Annotated in this window: 7 protein-coding genes; 1 reads left to right on the top strand and 6 read right to left on the bottom strand. The window is 75.7% G+C overall.

The genetic code is table 11. The features are described from left to right. Positions 1–66: 66 nt before the first annotated feature. A complete protein-coding gene (locus ACZ55U_RS18685; protein WP_465527227.1) occupies positions 67–2,991 on the bottom strand; it encodes an AfsR/SARP family transcriptional regulator in 2,925 nt (974 codons plus the stop codon). Positions 2,992–3,331: 340 nt separating this feature from the next. Between ACZ55U_RS18685 and ACZ55U_RS18680 the strand changes: the two genes are divergently transcribed. Further along, positions 3,332–4,276, top strand: a complete 945-nt coding sequence (locus ACZ55U_RS18680) for a TauD/TfdA family dioxygenase (RefSeq protein ID WP_465527226.1) — start codon at positions 3,332–3,334, stop codon at positions 4,274–4,276. Between the two features lie 75 nt (positions 4,277–4,351). On the opposite strand, the gene ACZ55U_RS18675 is transcribed toward ACZ55U_RS18680, so the two are convergent. The 5 genes from ACZ55U_RS18675 to ACZ55U_RS18655 form a co-directional block, all read right to left on the bottom strand. Further along, positions 4,352–6,337: an FtsX-like permease family protein gene (locus tag ACZ55U_RS18675; RefSeq protein ID WP_465527225.1), complete on the bottom strand. Its 1,986-nt coding sequence runs from the start codon at positions 6,335–6,337 to the stop codon at positions 4,352–4,354. After that, positions 6,334–7,089, bottom strand: a complete 756-nt coding sequence (locus ACZ55U_RS18670; RefSeq protein WP_465527224.1) for an ABC transporter ATP-binding protein — start codon at positions 7,087–7,089, stop codon at positions 6,334–6,336. Before ACZ55U_RS18670 ends, ACZ55U_RS18675 begins: the two co-directional genes overlap by 4 nt. A gap of 92 nt (positions 7,090–7,181) precedes the next feature. Further along, positions 7,182–16,271: an amino acid adenylation domain-containing protein gene (locus tag ACZ55U_RS18665; protein ID WP_465527223.1), complete on the bottom strand. Its 9,090-nt coding sequence runs from the start codon at positions 16,269–16,271 to the stop codon at positions 7,182–7,184. Further along, positions 16,264–16,545, bottom strand: a complete 282-nt coding sequence (locus ACZ55U_RS18660; protein ID WP_465527222.1) for an MbtH family protein — start codon at positions 16,543–16,545, stop codon at positions 16,264–16,266. The genes ACZ55U_RS18665 and ACZ55U_RS18660 overlap by 8 nt, the downstream gene beginning before the upstream one ends. A gap of 31 nt (positions 16,546–16,576) precedes the next feature. Beyond that, positions 16,577–17,347 (bottom strand): thioesterase II family protein, encoded by a 771-nt coding sequence (locus tag ACZ55U_RS18655; RefSeq protein WP_465527221.1) that lies wholly within the window; start codon positions 17,345–17,347, stop codon positions 16,577–16,579. Positions 17,348–17,359: the final 12 nt, after the last annotated feature.

Below are 17,359 nucleotides of genomic sequence, written 5' to 3'. Positions count from 1 at the left end.
CGGACATCCGGGTGGATGTCCGGCACAAGGCTCGGACCGGTGCGGAAGGGCTGAGGAGGGCCCGGGTCAGAGGGCCGCCAGCTCCTCCTCGGTCAGTTCCAGGTCCCGCTTGGCGCCGGCCGTACGGAACAGGCCGGCCGCCAGGGTCAGCCGTTCCAGGGCCTCCCCGGTCCGGCCCAGCGCGGCGGCCGCCCGCCCGAGCGCCGAGCCGATCCGGCCCTCGGCGACCATGTTCCCGGCCCGCTGGGCCACGTCGAGGCCCTCCAGCAGCTCGGCGTGCGCCTCGGCGGGCAGACCGCGCCGCAGCAGCGTCTCGCCCAGGCCCAGCCGGGCGTAGACGGTGCCGAGCAGGTCCTCCTTGGCCGTCACGATCCGGACCACCGCGTGCAGCCGGCGCTCCGCCTCCTCGAACCGGCCGAGCGCCAGCAGGGCGCGGCCGAGCCGGTAGAGGGCCTGGGCGGTGCCCCTGGTCTCGCCGACCCGCTCGGCGACGGCCACCGCGCTCTCGGCGTAGGCCAGGGCCTCCTCGGGCCGGCCGAGGTCCAGCTCGCCCTGGGCCAGGTAGCCGAGCACGTGCGCCTCTGAGGAGAGGTCGCCCGCCGCCCGGAAGAGCTCCACGGCCTCCTTCAGCCGCACCCCGGCCGAGGAGAGGTCGCCCTGGGTGCGGTCCAGCACGGCCAGCGAGCGCAGGGCCAGGCCCCGGCCGTGGTCCTCGCCGACCTGCTCGAACTTGGCCAGGGCCTGGGACAGCAGGTCGGCGGCCTCCGGGACGTGCCGGGAGCGGATCCAGGACGCGCCCAGCGACTCCAGCGTGGCGGCCTCGCCGCGGACGTTCCCGGCCGCCCTGGTCGCCTCCAGGGCGCGTTCGCAGCAGTACTGCCAGTCCTCCAGGTAGTCCCGGGTCTCGAACAGCACGGAGGTGCAGCTCGCCAGGTCCCAGGCCAGCTCGTCCATGCCCAGCCCGGCGGCCTGGTCGATCGCGGCGATCAGCGACAGCCGCTCGGCCTCGAACCACTCCAGCGGGGCGGCCGTCAGCTCGTCGAGCAGCAGTTCGTTCACCGGGTAGCGCGGGGTGGAGCCGTGGATCAGCGAGTAGTCCCCGCCGTACTCCTGGCAGTGGGCCCGCTCGGCGACGGTCAGGTAGCCGCGCAGCGCGCGGTCCAGGCTGGCCGCCCGGTCCTCCTCGGTCTCCTCCAGCCGGGCCCGCTCGGCGGCGAACAGCCGCAGCAGGTTCTGCATCCGGAAGCGCAGCTGGCCGGTGCCGTCGGTGCCGGTGACCTCCAGCAACTGGACGTCGACCAGGTGCTCCAGCAGCCGTTCGGCCTCGAAGGGGTGGGCGTCGACCAGCGCGGCGGCCGTCCAGACCGTGACGTCGGGCGCCGCCGGCAGCGCCAGCCGGCGGTACAGCTGCGCCGCGTCCGGCGCCAGGTAGCGGTAGCTGAGCGCGAAGCCGGCCCGGACCTGCGACTCGCCCTGGCTCAGCTCGTCCAGCCGGCGCCGTTCGTCGGCCAGCCGGGCCACCAGGTGCCGGACGCTCCAGTGCGCCTTCGAGGCCAGCCGGGCCGCGGCGATCCGCAGCGCCAGCGGCAGCCGGTCGCACAGCTCGGCCAGCCGTTCGGCCTGCTCCGGATCGGCCGCGATCCGGTCCTCGGGCACGATCCGGCCCAGCAGCTCGACCGCCTCCGCGGGCGGCAGCACGCCGAGCTGGACGCGCACCGCGCCGTAGCGGAGCATCAGCTGCTCCATCGGCTCCCGGCTGGTGACGACCACGCAGCACTGCCCGGTGCCGGGCAGCAGCGGGTGGATCTGCCCGACGGTGCGGGCGTTGTCCAGCACCACCAGGACCCGGCGGTCGGCCAGCATGCTGCGGTACAGCTCGGTGCGCTCGCCGGTGTCGGCCGGGATCTGCTCGCTCGGCACGCCGAGGGCGCGCAGGAAGCGGCTCAGCACGTCGGCGGCCGAGGTCGGCTCGTGGGTCTCGTCGTGGCCGCACAGGTCGACGTAGAGCCGGCCGTCGGGGAAGTGGCCCGCGACGCGGTGCGCCCAGTGCACCGCGAGGCCGGTCTTGCCCACCCCGGCGACGCCGGTGATCAGGCCGATGCCGGGCGGCTGCTCCTCCGACCGGCCCTCGACCAGCCGGTCGAGCAGCGCCGTCTCGGCCCGCCGGCCGGTGAAGGCCGGCACGTTGGGCGGCAGGAAGGAGGGGGTGGGGCGGGTGTCGGCGGCCGGCGGCGGCGCGGCCCGCTCGACGGGCTCCGGTGCCGGGGCGTCGGGGAGGCTGAGCGCCGGGTCGTCGCGCAGGATCGCGTCGTGCAGCTGGATCAGCGGGGTGCCGGGCTCCAGCCCCAGCTCGTCGACGAACTGGCGGCGGCCCTCGCGGAAGGTCTCCATCGCCTCCGCGCGCCGCCCGGCCCGGTACTGGGCCAGCATCAGCGACTGCCGGGCGCGCTCGCGCAGCGGGTGCTCGCGCACCACCGCCGTCAGCGTGCCGATCACCTCCAGGTGCCGGCCCAGCGCGAGCTGGAGCTCGACGGCGGTCTCGTAGCAGGCCAGCCGCACCTCCTCCAGCCGGGCCGCCTCGTCCTCGACCGGGCGGCCGGTGACCCCCTCCAGGACCGGCCCGCGCCACAGGCCCAGCGCGCGCTCGTACAGCTCGGCGGCCTCGGCCGGGCGCCGCTGCCCGGCGGCCTGCTCGGCCTCCTGGACCAGGCGCCGGAAGGCCAGCAGGTCGATCCGGTGCCCGCCGGTGTTGAACTGGTAGCCCGGGTGGACGGTGGCGATGAGTTCGTCGCCGCAGCCCTCGGCGCGGAAGATCTTGCGCAGTCCCGCTATGCAGATGGCCACTTGGGTGCGGGCGGTGGCCGGCGGAACTCCCTGCCAGACCGCCTCGACCATCGCGTCCACCGAGACGACGGAATCGGGCGAAAGCAGCAGCAGGGCGAGAATGGTGCGTTGCCGAGGGCCGCCGATGGCAATGCGCCGGCCGTCCACGGCGACCGATAGTGGGCCGAGTAGTCCGAATTCGATCTGAACGTCCAACCGATCCCCCGTGTGTCGGATGCCCTTCCCCGTGCGACCTCCTGCCACCGCGGGGTTGCGGCCACCCTTCCCCCGTCACGCAAGCGGTCACAGTACCGTTCCGGACGCCGGGACGCTCCCCCCCTTTGCCGAAGCTTTTTCTGACATGATCACGAAAGTCGTCGCCATGGGCCGGGCATGGGCCGCGGATGGGTCCGGCATAGGCCGGGTGGCGACGACCGATGGGGCCGGGATGGACCGGCCGCCGACAGTGGGAGGCGGTGAGACCCGACTACTGGAGGTGGCGACCCGCATGGGCGTGGAGCAGAACTGGAATCCGGCCGAGATCGGCCCCGCGGACGCCGGGACCGAGGCCACTCCCGACGGTCTGATCGAGTACCTCAAGGGCCTGAACGACGACCTGGGCGACCTGCTCACCCGGGAGAAGGCCCTGGTCTTCCGGGGCTTCCACGTCACCCCGGACACCCTCGGCGCGGTCTACGACCTGCTGCTGCCGAACCGGCTGGCCTACGTGCACGGCAACTCGCCGCGCACCAAGGTCGGCCAGAACGTGTACACCTCGACGGAGTACCCGCAGGAGTTCACCATCTCGATGCACAACGAGATGTCGTACGCGCACGCCTGGCCCGCCCGCCTGGCGTTCTACTGCGAGACCGCCCCCGAGACCGGCGGCGCGACCCCGGTGGTGGACGGCGCGCGGTGGCTGGAGTCGCTCGACCCGGAGCTGCGCGAGGCCTTCGCCGGCGGGGTGCGCTACCTCCAGAACCTGCACGACGGCTACGGCTTCGGCAAAAGCTGGCAGCAGACCTTCGAGACCGACAGCCGCGAGGACGTCGAGGCCTTCCTGACCGGCACCGAGGCGGTCTGGGAGTGGCGCGCGGACGGCGGCCTGCGGATCGCCCAGCTGCGCCCCGCCACCACCCGCCACCCGGTCACCGGCGCCGAGGTGTGGTTCAACCAGGCCGACCAGTGGCACCCGGCCGGGCTCGGCGACGACACCGCCGCCCGGCTGGCCGCCGTGCTCGCGCCGGAGGACCTGCCGCAGTCCGTCACCCTGGCGGACGGCTCGCCGATCCCGGCCGAGTGGGTCGAGCAGATCCGCGACCGGGGCCTCCGGGCCGCGGTGGACGTCGACTGGCACCGGGGTGACGTGCTGCTGATCGACAACCTCCTGGTCGGCCACGGCCGCCGCCCGTTCACCGGCCCCCGCCGGGTGCTGGTCGCGATGTCGGACTGACGCCCGGACACCGGACGAACCGGCCCCGCCGCCCGAGAGGGGTGGCGGGGCCGGCCCGTTCCGTGCCGCCGGCGTTCACTGCCGGCCGCTCGCGAGGTCCAGCGGGCGCACCCGCAGCGCCAGCCGGGCCGGGACCAGGCTGGAGACCAGCGCGAGCGCCAGGCAGACGGCGGTGGCCCCGGCCAGGGTGCCCCAGGGCAGGTCGAAGGACGCGGACCGGCCGGCGTCGAGGACGCGGTTCTCGATCAGCAGGACGGTCGCGTACTGGGTCAGCAGGGTGACGACCAGTCCGAGCGCCGCCGCGGTGGCGACCACCACCAGGGTCTCGGCCGCGACCACCCGCATGACCTGGCGGCGGGTGCCGCCGGTCAGCCGCAGGGTGGCGAAGTCCCGCAGCCGGTCCCCGGTGGACATCATCATCGTGTTGACGATCGCGATCAGCGCGTACAGCAATGCCGGGCCGAGGATCGCCAGCATCGCGATCCAGCCGTTCCTGGTGGTCCGGTCGTTGCGGGCCCCGATCCAGTCCGCGCCCGCGGTGGCCTTGGCCGCGCCGCCGCCCAGCGCGGCCGTGACCTGCTCGGGGCCCGCGCCGGTGCCGAGGTAGGCGACCGAGACGGTGTGCCCGCCGGGGACGGCCTCCCGGGGGACGACGATCTCGGGCAGCTGCGGCAGCAGGTGGCCGACCCGGGCGACCAGCCGCAGCTGCTCCTGGGTGCCGTCCGCCAGCCGGGCGTTCAGGGTGTCGCCGACGTGCCAGCCGAAGACCTTCGCCATGTCGCTGGAGACCGCGACCGTCCTGCCGTGCAGGTCCTCCAGCGAGCCGTCCTCGGCGGAGAGGTTCCAGGCCGCCCGCAGGTCGCCGTCGACGGCCAGCCCGTCCTCCGGGATCGGCAGGTCGCCGGGGCGCCCGGGGGCGGGCTGCTGGTCGGGGAGCGCCAGGCCGTCGAACCGTACGGCCGCGGCGGTGGTCAGCTCGGCGCCCGGCAGGGCCGCCAGCCTCCGCAGCGCGTCGGTGGGCACCTCGGTGCCACCGGCGGCCGGCTCGACCACGTACCCGGCCTTGAGGACGGAGCGGCCCTGGGCGGCCATCGCGTCGCCGAAGGCCACCGTGCCGCCGACCACCGAGCCGGCCAGGCCGATCACCAGGAAGACCGGGGTCGCGGTGGAGACGGTGCGGCGGATCGCCGCGAGGGCGTTCTGCCGGGCGACCAGCCCGGCCGCGCCGGGCAGCAGCGGGACGAGCCCGGTGAACAGCCGCACCAGCGGCGGCACCAGGACCGGCGCCACCAGCACGATGGCGAGCACCGCCATCACGTCGAACAGCAGGGCCCACTGCGGGGTGGTCTGCGGATCGCGGGACTGCGGGTCTGCCATCATCGACGCGGGCATCGAGATGAAGGTCCGGAGGGTGTAGACGAAGACGCCGAGGAAGACGATCGACGCCACCCAGCGGACGACCGGCATCACCTTCCTGTCGACGGCGACCTCGTTGAGCGCCTCCACCGGGCGCACCCGGCCGGCCCGGCGGGAGGCCGCGTAGGCGCCGAGCAGGGCGACCAGCAGGCCGCCCGAGGCGGCGAGCAGCAGCGGCAGCACGGCCGGCTGGGCGCGGAAGCCGCTCGGCGCGGCGCCCTGGCCGACCAGCCAGGAGGCGATCGCCGGGGCGACGGCCAGGCCCAGCGCGCAGCCCGAGACCGCGGCGGCGAGCGCCACCACCAGGGCCTCGCCGAGGATCAGCGAGCGCACCTGGCGGGGCGTCGCTCCGACGGCGCGCAGCATCGCCGTCTCCTGCCGGCGCTGGGCGACGGCGAAGGCGAAGGTCGAGGAGACCACGAACACCGAGACGAACCCGGCCATCGCGGCCATGAAGCTCACCAGCTTGTGCAGCGAGGGCGCGCCCGGCAGCGAGTCCTCGCCCATCGTGGTGTTGAGCAGCACCCCGGCGGCGGACATCACCGCGACGCCGAGGGCGAGCGCGACGAAGGAGCCGACGAAGGCGAGCCACCGGCGCCGCAGCGACAGGGCGGCGATCGGGAGCAGCAGCCGGAAGCCGTTCATCGGGGGCCTCCGCCGTTGCGCACGCCCTCCAGGGCGGTCATCCGGGCGGCGACGGTCTGCGGGTCGGGGGCGGCCAGCTGGTCCACCACCTGGCCGTCGGCGAGGAAGAGCACGGTGTCGGCGTAGGAGGCGGCCACCGGGTCGTGGGTGACCATGATGGTGCTCTGGCCCTGCCGGTCGACCAGCGAGCGGAGCAGGGTGAGCACCTCGCGGCTGCTGGAGCTGTCGAGGGCGCCGGTGGGCTCGTCCGCGAACAGCACCTTGGGCGCGGAGATCAGCGCCCGGGCTATCGCCACCCGCTGCTGCTGGCCGCCGGACATCTGCGAGGGCAGGTGGCCGGTCCGCTCGCCCAGGCCCACCTGGGCCAGGGCGGCCCGGACCCGGGCGGGGTCGGGCCGGCGGCCGGCCAGCCGCAGCGGCAGGCCGACGTTCTGCTCGGCGGTCAGCGAGCCCAGCAGGTTGAAGGCCTGGAAGACGAAGCCCAGGCGCTCCCGGCGCAGCCGGGTCAGGGCGGTCTCGGCGAGGCCGCCGAGGTCGACGCCGTCGACGACGACCCGGCCGGAGTCCGGGCGGTCCAGCCCGGCGGCGCACTGGAGCAGGGTGCTCTTGCCCGATCCCGAGGGGCCCATGACGGCGGTGAAGCTGCCGGGGGCGAAGCCGACGGTGACCCCGGCCAGGGCGGTGACGGCGCTCTGGCCGGTTCCGTAGGAGCGGGTGACCTGTTCCAGGCGTACTACGTCATTGTCATTCATGGTGAGCATTTCCTACCAGGTGGTGGGATCGGAGGACATGACTTGCCGTCAAGGGACGGGGCGGCCCGGAGTGGGCCGCCCCGGTCGAACGGTCAGTAGCCTCCCCACCCGGCGAGGAGTCGATCCCGTTCCTCGGCCGAGAGGAGTTCCACCGAACCGGTCCTGGTCAGCGGGGCGTCGACCAGGGTGCGCAGTGCCCGGTGGAGCTGGTCCAGCAGACTGCGCGCCTCCTCGTCGTCGTAGACGTCCGGGCGGTAGCCGAGCCGCAGTTCGAGGCCGTCGCCGTGCAGCGGTGGGACGGCCTGCACCCGCAGCGGGTAGTGGGTGGCGTCGATGCTGCCGGCGTCGCCGAGGGTCAGCCCGTCGAGCCCGGCGGCCAGCGCCGAGGCGTCCAGCGGGGCGTTCTGGTGGATCACGGTGGTGTCGAACAGGACCCGCCCGCCGGCCAGCCGCTGGATCTCGCCGAGGCCGAGGTGGTGGTGCGGGATCAGCCGCGACTGCTCGTCCTGGAGGCGGGCCAGCAGGGCGGACAGCGGTTCGTCCTCGTCGATCCGGACCCGGACCGGCAGGGTGTTGAGGAACATGCCGACCATCCGCTCGACGCCCGGGACCTCGGCCGGGCGGCCGGAGACGGTGGCGCCGAACACCACGTCCTGCTCGCCGGTCAGCCGGGCCAGCACCAGCGCCCAGGCGCCCTGGACGGCGGTGTTGACGGTGACGCCGTGGGCCCGGGCGGCGGCGGCCAGCTCCTCGGCGGGCCGCTCGGCCAGGTCGATCGACACCGAGCGGTGCCGCACCGGGTCGCGGTGCGCCGCCTCCGGGTCGACCAGGGTCGGCCGGGCGTCGCCGACCGAGGCGGACCAGGCGGTGCGGGCCGCCTCGACGTCCTGGCCGGCCAGCCAGGCGAGGTAGTCGCGCGGCGGGGTCGGTTCGGGCAGGGCCTCGGTCGAGCCGCCGTGCCGGTAGGCGGTGAACAGCTCGTCGAGCAGGACCGGCACCGACCAGCCGTCCCAGAGGATGTGGTGGCCGGTCAGGACCACCCGGTGCAGGTCGTCGCCGAGCCTGGCGACCCGCAGCCGCAGCAGCGGCGGGCGGGTGAAGTCGAACGGCTCCGTCCGGTCGGCGAGGGCCAGCCGCTCGGCCTCGGCGACCGGCTGGGGGTGGCCGCTCAGGTCGTCCTGGCGCCAGGGGAGCGCCACCTCGCGGTGGACCGCCTGGAGCGGGCGGCTGAGGCCGGCCTGGCGGAAGCCCGCCCGCAGGCCGGGGTGGCGGGCGAGCAGCCGCTCGGCGGAGAGCCGCAGCCGGGCCGGGTCGAGCGGGCCGTGCAGGTCGAAGTGGACCTGGGTGGCGTAGACGTCGACGTCGTCGTCGGCCAGCAGGGCGTGGAAGACGAAGCCCTCCTGGAGCGGGGAGAGCGGCAGCACGTCCGCCAACTCGGCCTCCGAGGCGAGCAGTTCGGCCGCCTCGCGCTCGGACTCCGGGTCGGTGAAGACGCTCCGCGCCGGGGCCTGCGGCCGCTCCAGGGGGCGGGCGACGGCGGCCAGGGCCTGGGCCGTCCGGTGCTGGAAGAGCTCCCGGACGGTCACCACCTGGCCGGCGGCCCGGGCCCGGGCGACGAAGCGGATCGCCAGGATGCTGTCGCCGCCGAGGTCGAAGAAGGACTCGTCGGCGCCGACCGGCCCGGTGCCCAGCACCTCGGCGAAGGCCGCGCAGAGCGCCGCCTCGACCGGGTCGGCGGGCGCCGTCCGGGGGCCGCCGGCGGCCTGGTCCGGGGCCGGCAGCGCCGTGCGGTCGACCTTGCCGTTGGCGGTCAGCGGCAGGGCGTCCAGGAGGACGACGGCCGAGGGGACCATGTAGTCGGGCAGGGCGGCGCCGACGTGGGCGCGCAGTTCGGCCTGGTCGACGTCTTGCCCGGGGTGGGGGACGGCGTAGCCGACGAGGCGGCGGTCGCCGGGGCGGTCCTCGCGGACCAGGACGAACGCCTGGGCGAGGGCGGGGTGCCGGGCGAGGACGGCCTCGATCTCGCCGGGTTCGATGCGGAAGCCGCGGATCTTGACCTGGTGGTCGGCGCGGCCCTGGTACTCCAGGGTGCCGTCGGATCGGCGGCGGACCAGGTCGCCGGTGCGGTACATCCGGGTGCCGGGCGGGCCGTACGGGTCGGCGACGAAGCGCTCGGCGGTCAGGTCCGGTCGGCCCAGGTAGCCGCGGGCGAGGCCGGCGCCGGCGATGTACAGCTCGCCGACGACTCCGGCCGGGGCGGGCTGGAGGTTCGAGTCGAGCACGTGGAGGCGGGTGTTGGCGACGGGGTGGCCCATCGGCGGGTTGACGCGGCCGTTGAGCGGGGTGCTCATGCTGGCGCAGACGGTGGACTCGGTGGGGCCGTAGGCGTTGACCATCCGGGTGCGGGCGGACCAGTGCTCGACCAGGTCGGGCGGGCAGGCCTCGCCGGCGACGACCAGGGTGGCGCCCTCGGGCAGGGCGTCCCGGTCCAGGACGGCCAGGGCCGTGGGCGGCAGGGTGAGGTGGGTGACGCCCTGCTCGGCGATCAGCTCGGCGAGCGCCGGGCCGGGGAGCAGCTGGTCGGCGTCGCCGAGGACGGCGCGGGCGCCGGTGAGCAGGGCCATGCCCAGCTCCCAGACGGCCGCGTCGAAGGACGGCGAGGCGAACAGCAGCACCCGACTGTCCGGGGTGACGGCCAGCCCTTCGCGCTGGCTCTCCACCATGCTCGCCAGGCCGGTGTGGGTGACCACCACGCCCTTGGGACGGCCGGTGGAGCCCGAGGTGTAGATGACGTACGCGGCCCGGTCGGGGGTCAGCGGCGCCCGGCGGTCCCCGTCCGTCAGGTTCGCGGGGGAGCGGCCGCAGGTGTCGAGCGACTCGACCAGCAGGCACGGCACCGGGCTGTCGGCGAGCAGGCCGTCGGCCAGGGCGGCGCTGGTGAGGACCAGGGCGGGCCGGGCGTCGCCGAGCATGTGGGCGATCCGGTCGGCCGGGTAGCGCGGGTCCAGCGGGAGGAAGGCGGCGCCCGCCTTGAGCACGGCCAGTTGGGCGACGATCAGCTCGATCGAGCGCTCCAGGGCGATGGCGACGAAGCGCTCGGGGCCCGCGCCGTGCTCGGTCAGCAGCCGGGCCAGGCGGTTGGCGCGCTCGTTCAGCTCGCCGTAGGTGACCTGCTCGGGGCCGAAGGCGAGCGCGACGGCCCCGGGACGGGCGGCGGCCCGCGCCTCGAAGAGCGCGGGGAAGGTGGCGGGCGCGATCGGGCGGGCGGTGTCGTTCCACCCGGTCAGCAGCCGGTGGCGCTCCTTCGGGGCCAGGACGTCCAACTGCCCCAGCGGCAGCTCCGGTTCGGACGCGAGGGCGGCCAGCACCCGCAGCAGGCGCTCGCCGATCTCCCGCGCCTCGGCCTCGGTGAGCAGGTCGGTCTGGAAGTCGAGCCGGAAGGCGACGGTGCCGTCCACCGGGAGGGCCATCAGGCCGAGCGTGTAGTGCACCGCGTCATGGACCCGGACGTCGGCCAGCCGCACCCCGCGGACCGGTGCGTGCAGCGCCGCGGCGTCCAGCGGGTAGTTCTCCACCACCATGGCGGTGTCGAAGAGTTCGCCGACCCCGGCCAGCTCCTGGAGCTCGGCGAGGCCCAGGTGCTGGTGCTCCAGCAGGGCGGACTGCTCGGCCTGGAGCCGGCCGAGCAGCGCGGCCGGCGGCTCCGCCGGATCCAGCCGCAGCCGCAGCGGCAGGGTGTTGATGAACAGGCCCACCATCCGCTCGGCGCCGCGCAGTTCGGCCGAGCGGCCGGAGACGGTGACGCCGAAGGTGACGTCGGTGGAGTTGGTGATCCGGCCCAGGGTGATCGCCCAGGCGGCCTGGAGCAGGGTGCTGAGGGTCAGCCCGTGGGCCCGGGCCAGGGCGGTCAGGCCGGCGCCGGTCTCGGCCGGCGCGCGGAACTCCAGCCGCTTCGGTGGCACCGGCACCCGCCCGGGCGCCGTCGCCCGGACCCTGGTCGGCTCCTCCAGCCCGGCCAGGGCGGCCTGCCAGGCGGCCCTGGCGGCCATCCGGTCCTTGCCGTCCAGGTGGAGCAGGTGCTCGCGGTACGGGCGGACGCGCGGCAGCGCGGTGGGGTCGCCTCCGGCGGCGTACAGCGCCAGCAGCTCCTGGATCAGGACGGGCATCGACCAGCCGTCCAGCAGCAGGTGGTGGTTGGTGAGCAGCAGGCGGTGGCGGTCCTCGGCGAGCCGGAGCAGCGCGAAGCGCAGCAGCGGCGGGCGGTCGAGGTCGAAGCGGCGGGCCCGCTCCTCGGCGGCGAAGGCGGCGGCGGCCCCGGAGGCGTCCGCGTCTTCGCTCAGGTCGGCCTCGCGCCAGGGGAGTTCGACCCGCGCCGGGATCACCTGCACCGGCCGGTGCGGGCCGGTGCGGAAGCCCGCCCGCAGGTTGGCGTGCCGGTCGAGCAGGGCCTCGGCGGCGGCGCGCAGCGCTCCGGCGTCCAGCGGGCCGTCCAGGTCCAGCTCCAGCTGGGCCAGGTAGACGTCGGTGTCCTGGGCGTTGTAGAGGGCGTGGAAGAACAGGCCCTCCTGGAGCGGGGAGAGCGGCAACACGTCGGTGAAGTGCGGGTGTTCGGCCTCCAGGCGGTCGATCTCGGCCTGGCTGAGCCCGGCCGGCGCGAGGTCGGAGGGGCTGCGGCCGCCGGCGCCGGGCCGGCTGCCGTGCTCGACCAGCGTGCGCAGTGCCGCGAACCAGCCCTCGGCCAGTGCGCGGACCTCCTCGGCCGAGCGCAGGCCCGGGGCCCAGCTCCACTCGGCGACCAGCTCGGGGCCGTCCGGGCCGTCCTGGGTCAGCGCGTTGAGCTCGACGGCGTGGGCCATCGGCATCCGGTCGTCGGCGCCGGGCAGCCGGCCGTCCAGCTCGGGCAGCACGGCCCAGTCGCCCTCGGCGGCGGTGAACCGGCCGAGGTAGTTGAAGCCCAGCCCGGGAGTGGCGAGCCGGGCCAGCTGGGGGCCGGTGCGCGGGTTGAGGTGGCGCAGCAGTCCGTAGCCGATGCCCTTGTCCGGGACGGCGCGCAGCTGTTCCTTGACCCGCTTGAGCAGCGCGCCGGCGGCCGGGCCGCCGGCCCTCGCCTCGGCCAGGTCGAGCGGGCCGGAGGCCAGCCGGACGGGGTGGAGGCTGGTGAACCAGCCGACGGTGCGCGACAGTTCGGCGCCGCCCAGGGCGTCGCCCTCCCGGCCGTGGCCTTCGAGGTCGACCAGGGCCTCGCCGTCGCAGGCCAGGGTCAGCGCGGTGAGCAGGACGTCGTTGACCTCGGCGTGGAAGGCGGCGGGCAGGGTGGTGAGCAGCGGCTCGGTGACCTCGGCGGGCAGCCGTAGGGTGAGGCGTTCGGCGCTGCCGTGGGTGTCCCGGGCCGGGTCGACGGCCGCAGGCTCGTCCGCTGTCGTCAACACGGCCTGCCACCAGCCGAGTTCGGCCTCGCGCTCGGGCCGCTCGGCTTCGTCGGCCAGGCGCCGGGCCCAGCCCCGGTAGGAGGTGCCGACCGGCGCGAGGGCCGGGGTGCGGCCCTCGTGGACGGCCTGCCAGGCCTCGGCGAGGTCGGGGCCGAGCACGCGCCAGGAGACGCCGTCGACCACCAGGTGGTGGATCACCAGCAGGAGCAGGCCGCTGTGCTCCGGGCCCCGGTCGAACCAGACGGCCTGGACCGTGACGCCCTCGCGCGGCGCGAGCCGGGCCCGGGCGGCGTGGCCCTCGGCCGAGCGCAGCGCACGCAGCGCCGCCTCGTCGAGACCGGTGGCGTCGACCCGGCGCAGGGCGGCGCGCACGGTGCCGGGGGCGGTGGTCTCCAGCCGCCAGTCGGCGGTGGTGCGCAGCCGCAGGGCGTCGTGGTGGTCCAGCAGGGCCTGGAGGGCCTCGGTGAGCTCGGCCTCGGTGGCGGCGGCCGGGACGCGCAGCGTCAGCGACTGGTTGTACGCGTCGAACTGCTCGATTCCGCCGGGGTGTTCGGCGAGCCAGCGGACGATCGGGGTGGCCGGCAGCGGGCCGGTCCCGGTGCCGGGGGCCTCGGTGGCGGCCTGCGGGAGGTCGAGCGCGGCGTCGGCGAGGCCGGCCGCGGTCTTGCGGGTGAAGACGTCCCGCGCGGTGATGGTCAGCCCGGCCAGGCGGGCCCGGGCGACCAGCTGGATCGACATGATGCTGTCGCCGCCGAGCTCGAAGAAGGAGTCGTCGGGGCCGACCCGGGGCAGGCCGAGCACCTCGGCGAGCAGTTCGCAGAACAGCTCCTCGCGCGGGCCGCGCGGGGCGCGGGCGGCCCCGGCGGAGGGCTGCTCGGGGGCGGGCAGCGCGGCGCGGTCCACCTTGCCGTTGGCGGTGAGCGGCAGGGCGGGGAGGATGACCACGGCGCTCGGCACCATGTACTCGGGCAGCGACTGCCCGGCGAAGTCCAGCAGCCCGGCCGGGTCGAGCACGGCGTCGGCGTTGGCGGCGTCGGCGGCGCCGGGCACGGCGTAGGCGACCAGCCGGCGCTCGCCCGGACGGTCCTCGCGGACCAGCACCACGGCCTGGGCGACCTCGGGGTGGTGGCCGAGGACGGCCTCGATCTCGCCGATCTCCACCCGGTAGCCGCGGATCTTGACCTGGTCGTCGCCGCGGCCGAGGTAGTCGACGTTGCCGTCCGGCAGCACCCTGGCGGTGTCGCCGGTGCGGTAGAGGCGGGCCCCGGGCGCGCCGAACGGGTCCGGCACGAAGCGCTCGGCGGTCATCGCCGGCCGGCCGAGGTAGCCGCGGGCCAGGCCGGCGCCGCCGATCCACAGCTCGCCGACGGTGCCCACCGGCACCGGTTCGAGGTTCGCGTCGAGCACGTACATGCTGGTCGCGGGGATCGGGCGGCCGATCGGCACCACCTCGGTGGGCTGCGGGCCGGTCACGTCGAAGACGCAGTTGCCGACGGTGATCTCGGTGGGGCCGTACTCGTTGACGACCCGGGCGCCCGTCCACGCGCACCACTGCTCGGCGACCCGGCCGAGCAGCGCCTCGCCGCCGACCACCAGCACCGGGGCGAGGCCGTGCGCCTCGGCCGGGGAGAGCTGGTGGGCGAGCATCTCCAGGTGGCCGGGCGTGAGCTTGAGGAAGTCGAACGGGCCCGACCCGGCCAGCCAGGCGCCGAGTTCGGCGAGGTCGCGGCCGGCCGGGAAGAGGTGCACGGGGGCGCCGGTCATCAGCGGCGCGTACAGGGTGGGGACGACGAGGTCGAAGGCGACGGAGGAGAAGAGCGCCGCGCCGCCGCCGATGCCGGTGTAGTCCCGGACCGCCCAGCCGAGGTAGTTGGCCAGGGAGCGGTGGGCGACCTGGACGCCCTTGGGGCGGCCGGTCGAGCCGGAGGTGTAGATGACGTACGCGAGGCGGTCCGGGTCGCGCGGCACGTCCGGCCGGGTGGCGGGCAGCGCGGCCACGGCGCCCGGGTCCAGCACCGGGCCGGTGAAGCCGGCCGGGCGGTCGCCGACCAGGGCGACGGCGCCGGCGTCGGCGAGCACGGTGGCGATGCGGGCGGCCGGCCAGGACGGGTCCATCGGGACGTACCCGGCGCCGGCCTTCCAGGCGCCCAGCAGGGCGGCGAGCAGGGCCGGGGTGCGGTCGAGCAGCACGCCGACGACGGTGTCGGGCCCGGCGCCGGCGGCGCGCAGCCCGTGGCCGAGCCGGTTGGCCCAGGCGTCCAGTTCGCGGTAGCTGACGGCGGTGCCGTCGAGGACCACGGCGGGCGCGTCGGGGGTGCGCGCGGCCTGGGCCTCGAAGGCCTCCAACGCGCCTTCGGTGTACGGCGGTTGGTCGAGGGCGGAGTTCCACTCGGTGAGCAGCCGGCGGCGCTCCTCGGGGGCGAGCAGGTCGACCCGGCCCAGCGGCGTCCCCGGGGCGTCGAGGACGGCGCGCAGGAAGCGCAGGAAGCGGTCCTGGTGCTCGGCCACCTCGGCGGGGAGGTAGAGGTCGGGGCTGGCGTCGAAGTCGACGGTCAGGCCCTGGCCGTCGGCGCGGTCGTAGAAGGCGATGCACAGGTCGTCGACCGGGCCGTTGGACAGGTTGTGGGCGAAGGCCGGGTGCTCGCCGAAGCGGAGCTCGGAGTCGAAGGCCATGATGTTGACGGTCGGACCGACCAGGGCGTCCGCCGAGCCGGTCAGCCCGAGCGCCCGGCAGACGTCCTCGTAGCGCGGCATCTGGTGCCTGAGGCCGTCGCGCACCTCGCCGACGGCCTGGCGCACCAGCTGGGCGGCGGTCTCCTCGGGCCGTACGTCGAGCAGCAGCGGCACCCAGTTGGAGGCCATGCACGGGGTGCGGCGGGCCGCCGGGGTGGTGCGGCCGGTGACCGGCAGGCCGATGATCTGCCGGCTCTGCCCCGTCATCCGCTGGAGGTAGGCGGCGCACAGCGCGATCACCAGGACGGACCACGGGGCGCGGGCGGAGCGGGCGAGCTCCTTCAGCCGGTCGGCGTGCTCCTGGGAGAGCGTGGCGGTGCGGCGGTGGAAGCCCACGGCGGGGCGGTCGGCGCCCGGCTCGACGGTGCGGGTCACCAGGCGGCGCGGCTCGGGGCGGTCGGCCAGCTTCTCGACCCAGTGGCGCAGGTCGGCCTCGGCGGCCTCGGAGGCGCGGTAGGCGGCGTCCTCGTCGAGGACCACCGGCAGCGGGTCGAAGGCGCACTCGGCGGGCTCCTCGCCCCGGCACAGCGCGGTGTAGATCTCGGCGACCCGGGTGCCGACCAGGGAGCCGCCGTACGCGTCGATCGTGACGTGGTGGACCCGCTGGTAGTAGTAGTGGCGGTCCTCGGCGAGCCTGATCAGCGCGAAGGTCTGGACCCGGCCCCCGGCCAGGTCGACCGGGCGGGTCAGGTCCTCGTCCATCCAGGCCCGGGCGGCGGCGGCCGGATCGGGCTCGGCGCTCAGGTCGACCAGGGGGAGCGAGCGGTCCCGGGCGTCCGGGGCGACGTACTGGACCAGGCCGTCCGGCTCCTGGACGACCCGGGTGACGCGGTAGGTCCAGGCCTCCTCCAGCAGGCGGCGCCAGGCGGTCTCCAGCAGCGCGTGGTCGACCGGGCCGTGGATCTCCTTGTACTCGGCGATGTTGTAGCGGCAGCCGGAGGCGTCGAGCTGGTGGGCGAACCAGATGCCGGTCTGGGCCGCCGAGAGCGGCAGCCGGAGGGGGGCCTTCGGGTCAGACATTGCGCTCCACCCTTCTGGTCGGGACGGTCTGGTCGGTCGGGACGGTCCGGTCGTCCGGGACGGCACGGCCGGTCGGGACGGCCGGGGCAGCGGCGGCCGGTGCGGGGTGGCGCCGGTTCAGGTGGGCGAGGCAGGTGGCGCGGTCGGCGTCGTCCAGTTCCGTGGACCAGCCCGCCGGGACGGCGGCGAAGGCCGGCCAGAGGGAGTGCTCGCCGAGGTCGTTGACGAGCACGCGGTAGCGCCCGGCCGGGTCGTTGAACGGGTCGTGTGGCATGGGTCGGGGGGTCCTCTCCTGCGGCGCGGGCCTAGACGGCCGGGACGCCGAGCGCCCCGGTGAGCAGTGCGGTGAGCTCCGCCGGGTGGGTCTCCGGGTAGAAGTGGCCGCCGGGCAGCACGCGAAGGTCGAAGCCGGCGGCGGTGCACTCGGCCCAGCGCCCGGCGTGCTCGGGCTGGCAGGCGTCGTCCTCGGCGCCGACGACGGCGGTGATCGGGCAGAGCAGCGGCGCGCCGGGGACGTACCGGTAGGTGTCCACCAGGCGGAAGTCGGCCCGCAGCACCGGCAGGGCCATCTCGCGCAGGTCCTCGTCCTCCAGTAGCGCGGCGCCGGCGCCGCCGAGGCCGCGGACGTAGGCGAGCACCGAGGCGTCGTCCTGGCTGATGCCGGGGCCCTGGTTCGGGACGGCGGGCGCGCGGCGGGCGGAGGCGAAGAGGTGGCGTAGGGCCGGGCGGTACCGGGAGGACAGCCGGCGGGCGGTCTCGAAGGCGACGGTGGCGCCGAGGCTGTGGCCGAAGAACGCCACCGGACGGTCGAGCAGCGGCTCGACGGCGGCGGCGATCTCGCCGGCCAGGGTGTCCAGGTCGGGTGTCGGGGGCTCGCCGTACCGGTCCTGGCGGCCGGGGTACTGCACGGCGGTCAGCTCGACGGTGGCGGGCAGCCGGCCCGAGAGGTCGCGGAAGGCCGCGGCCGCGCCGCCGGCGTGCGGGAAGCAGACGAGCCGCACCCGGGCGTTCGGCCGGGCGGCGTACGTGCGGAACCAGCGGGCGGTCTCCACCGTGGTCGTGGTCTGGGCGAGCATCGGAAGCCTTTC

Source organism: Kitasatospora sp. NPDC034533 (assembly GCF_055575155.1).
This window is presented reverse-complemented; position numbering and strand designations above follow the sequence as displayed.

What these genes read in the sequence shown, in the direction of transcription:
- ACZ55U_RS18665 (WP_465527223.1), bottom strand. Translation starts at nt 16,271, where the DNA reads ATGTCTGACCCGAAGGCCCCCCTCCGGCTGCCGCTCTCGGCGGCCCAG.
- ACZ55U_RS18680 (WP_465527226.1), top strand. Translation starts at nt 3,332, where the DNA reads ATGGGCGTGGAGCAGAACTGGAATCCGGCCGAGATCGGCCCCGCGGAC.
- ACZ55U_RS18675 (WP_465527225.1), bottom strand. Translation starts at nt 6,337, where the DNA reads ATGAACGGCTTCCGGCTGCTGCTCCCGATCGCCGCCCTGTCGCTGCGG.
- ACZ55U_RS18670 (WP_465527224.1), bottom strand. Translation starts at nt 7,089, where the DNA reads ATGAATGACAATGACGTAGTACGCCTGGAACAGGTCACCCGCTCCTAC.
- ACZ55U_RS18660 (WP_465527222.1), bottom strand. Translation starts at nt 16,545, where the DNA reads ATGCCACACGACCCGTTCAACGACCCGGCCGGGCGCTACCGCGTGCTC.
- ACZ55U_RS18655 (WP_465527221.1), bottom strand. Translation starts at nt 17,347, where the DNA reads ATGCTCGCCCAGACCACGACCACGGTGGAGACCGCCCGCTGGTTCCGC.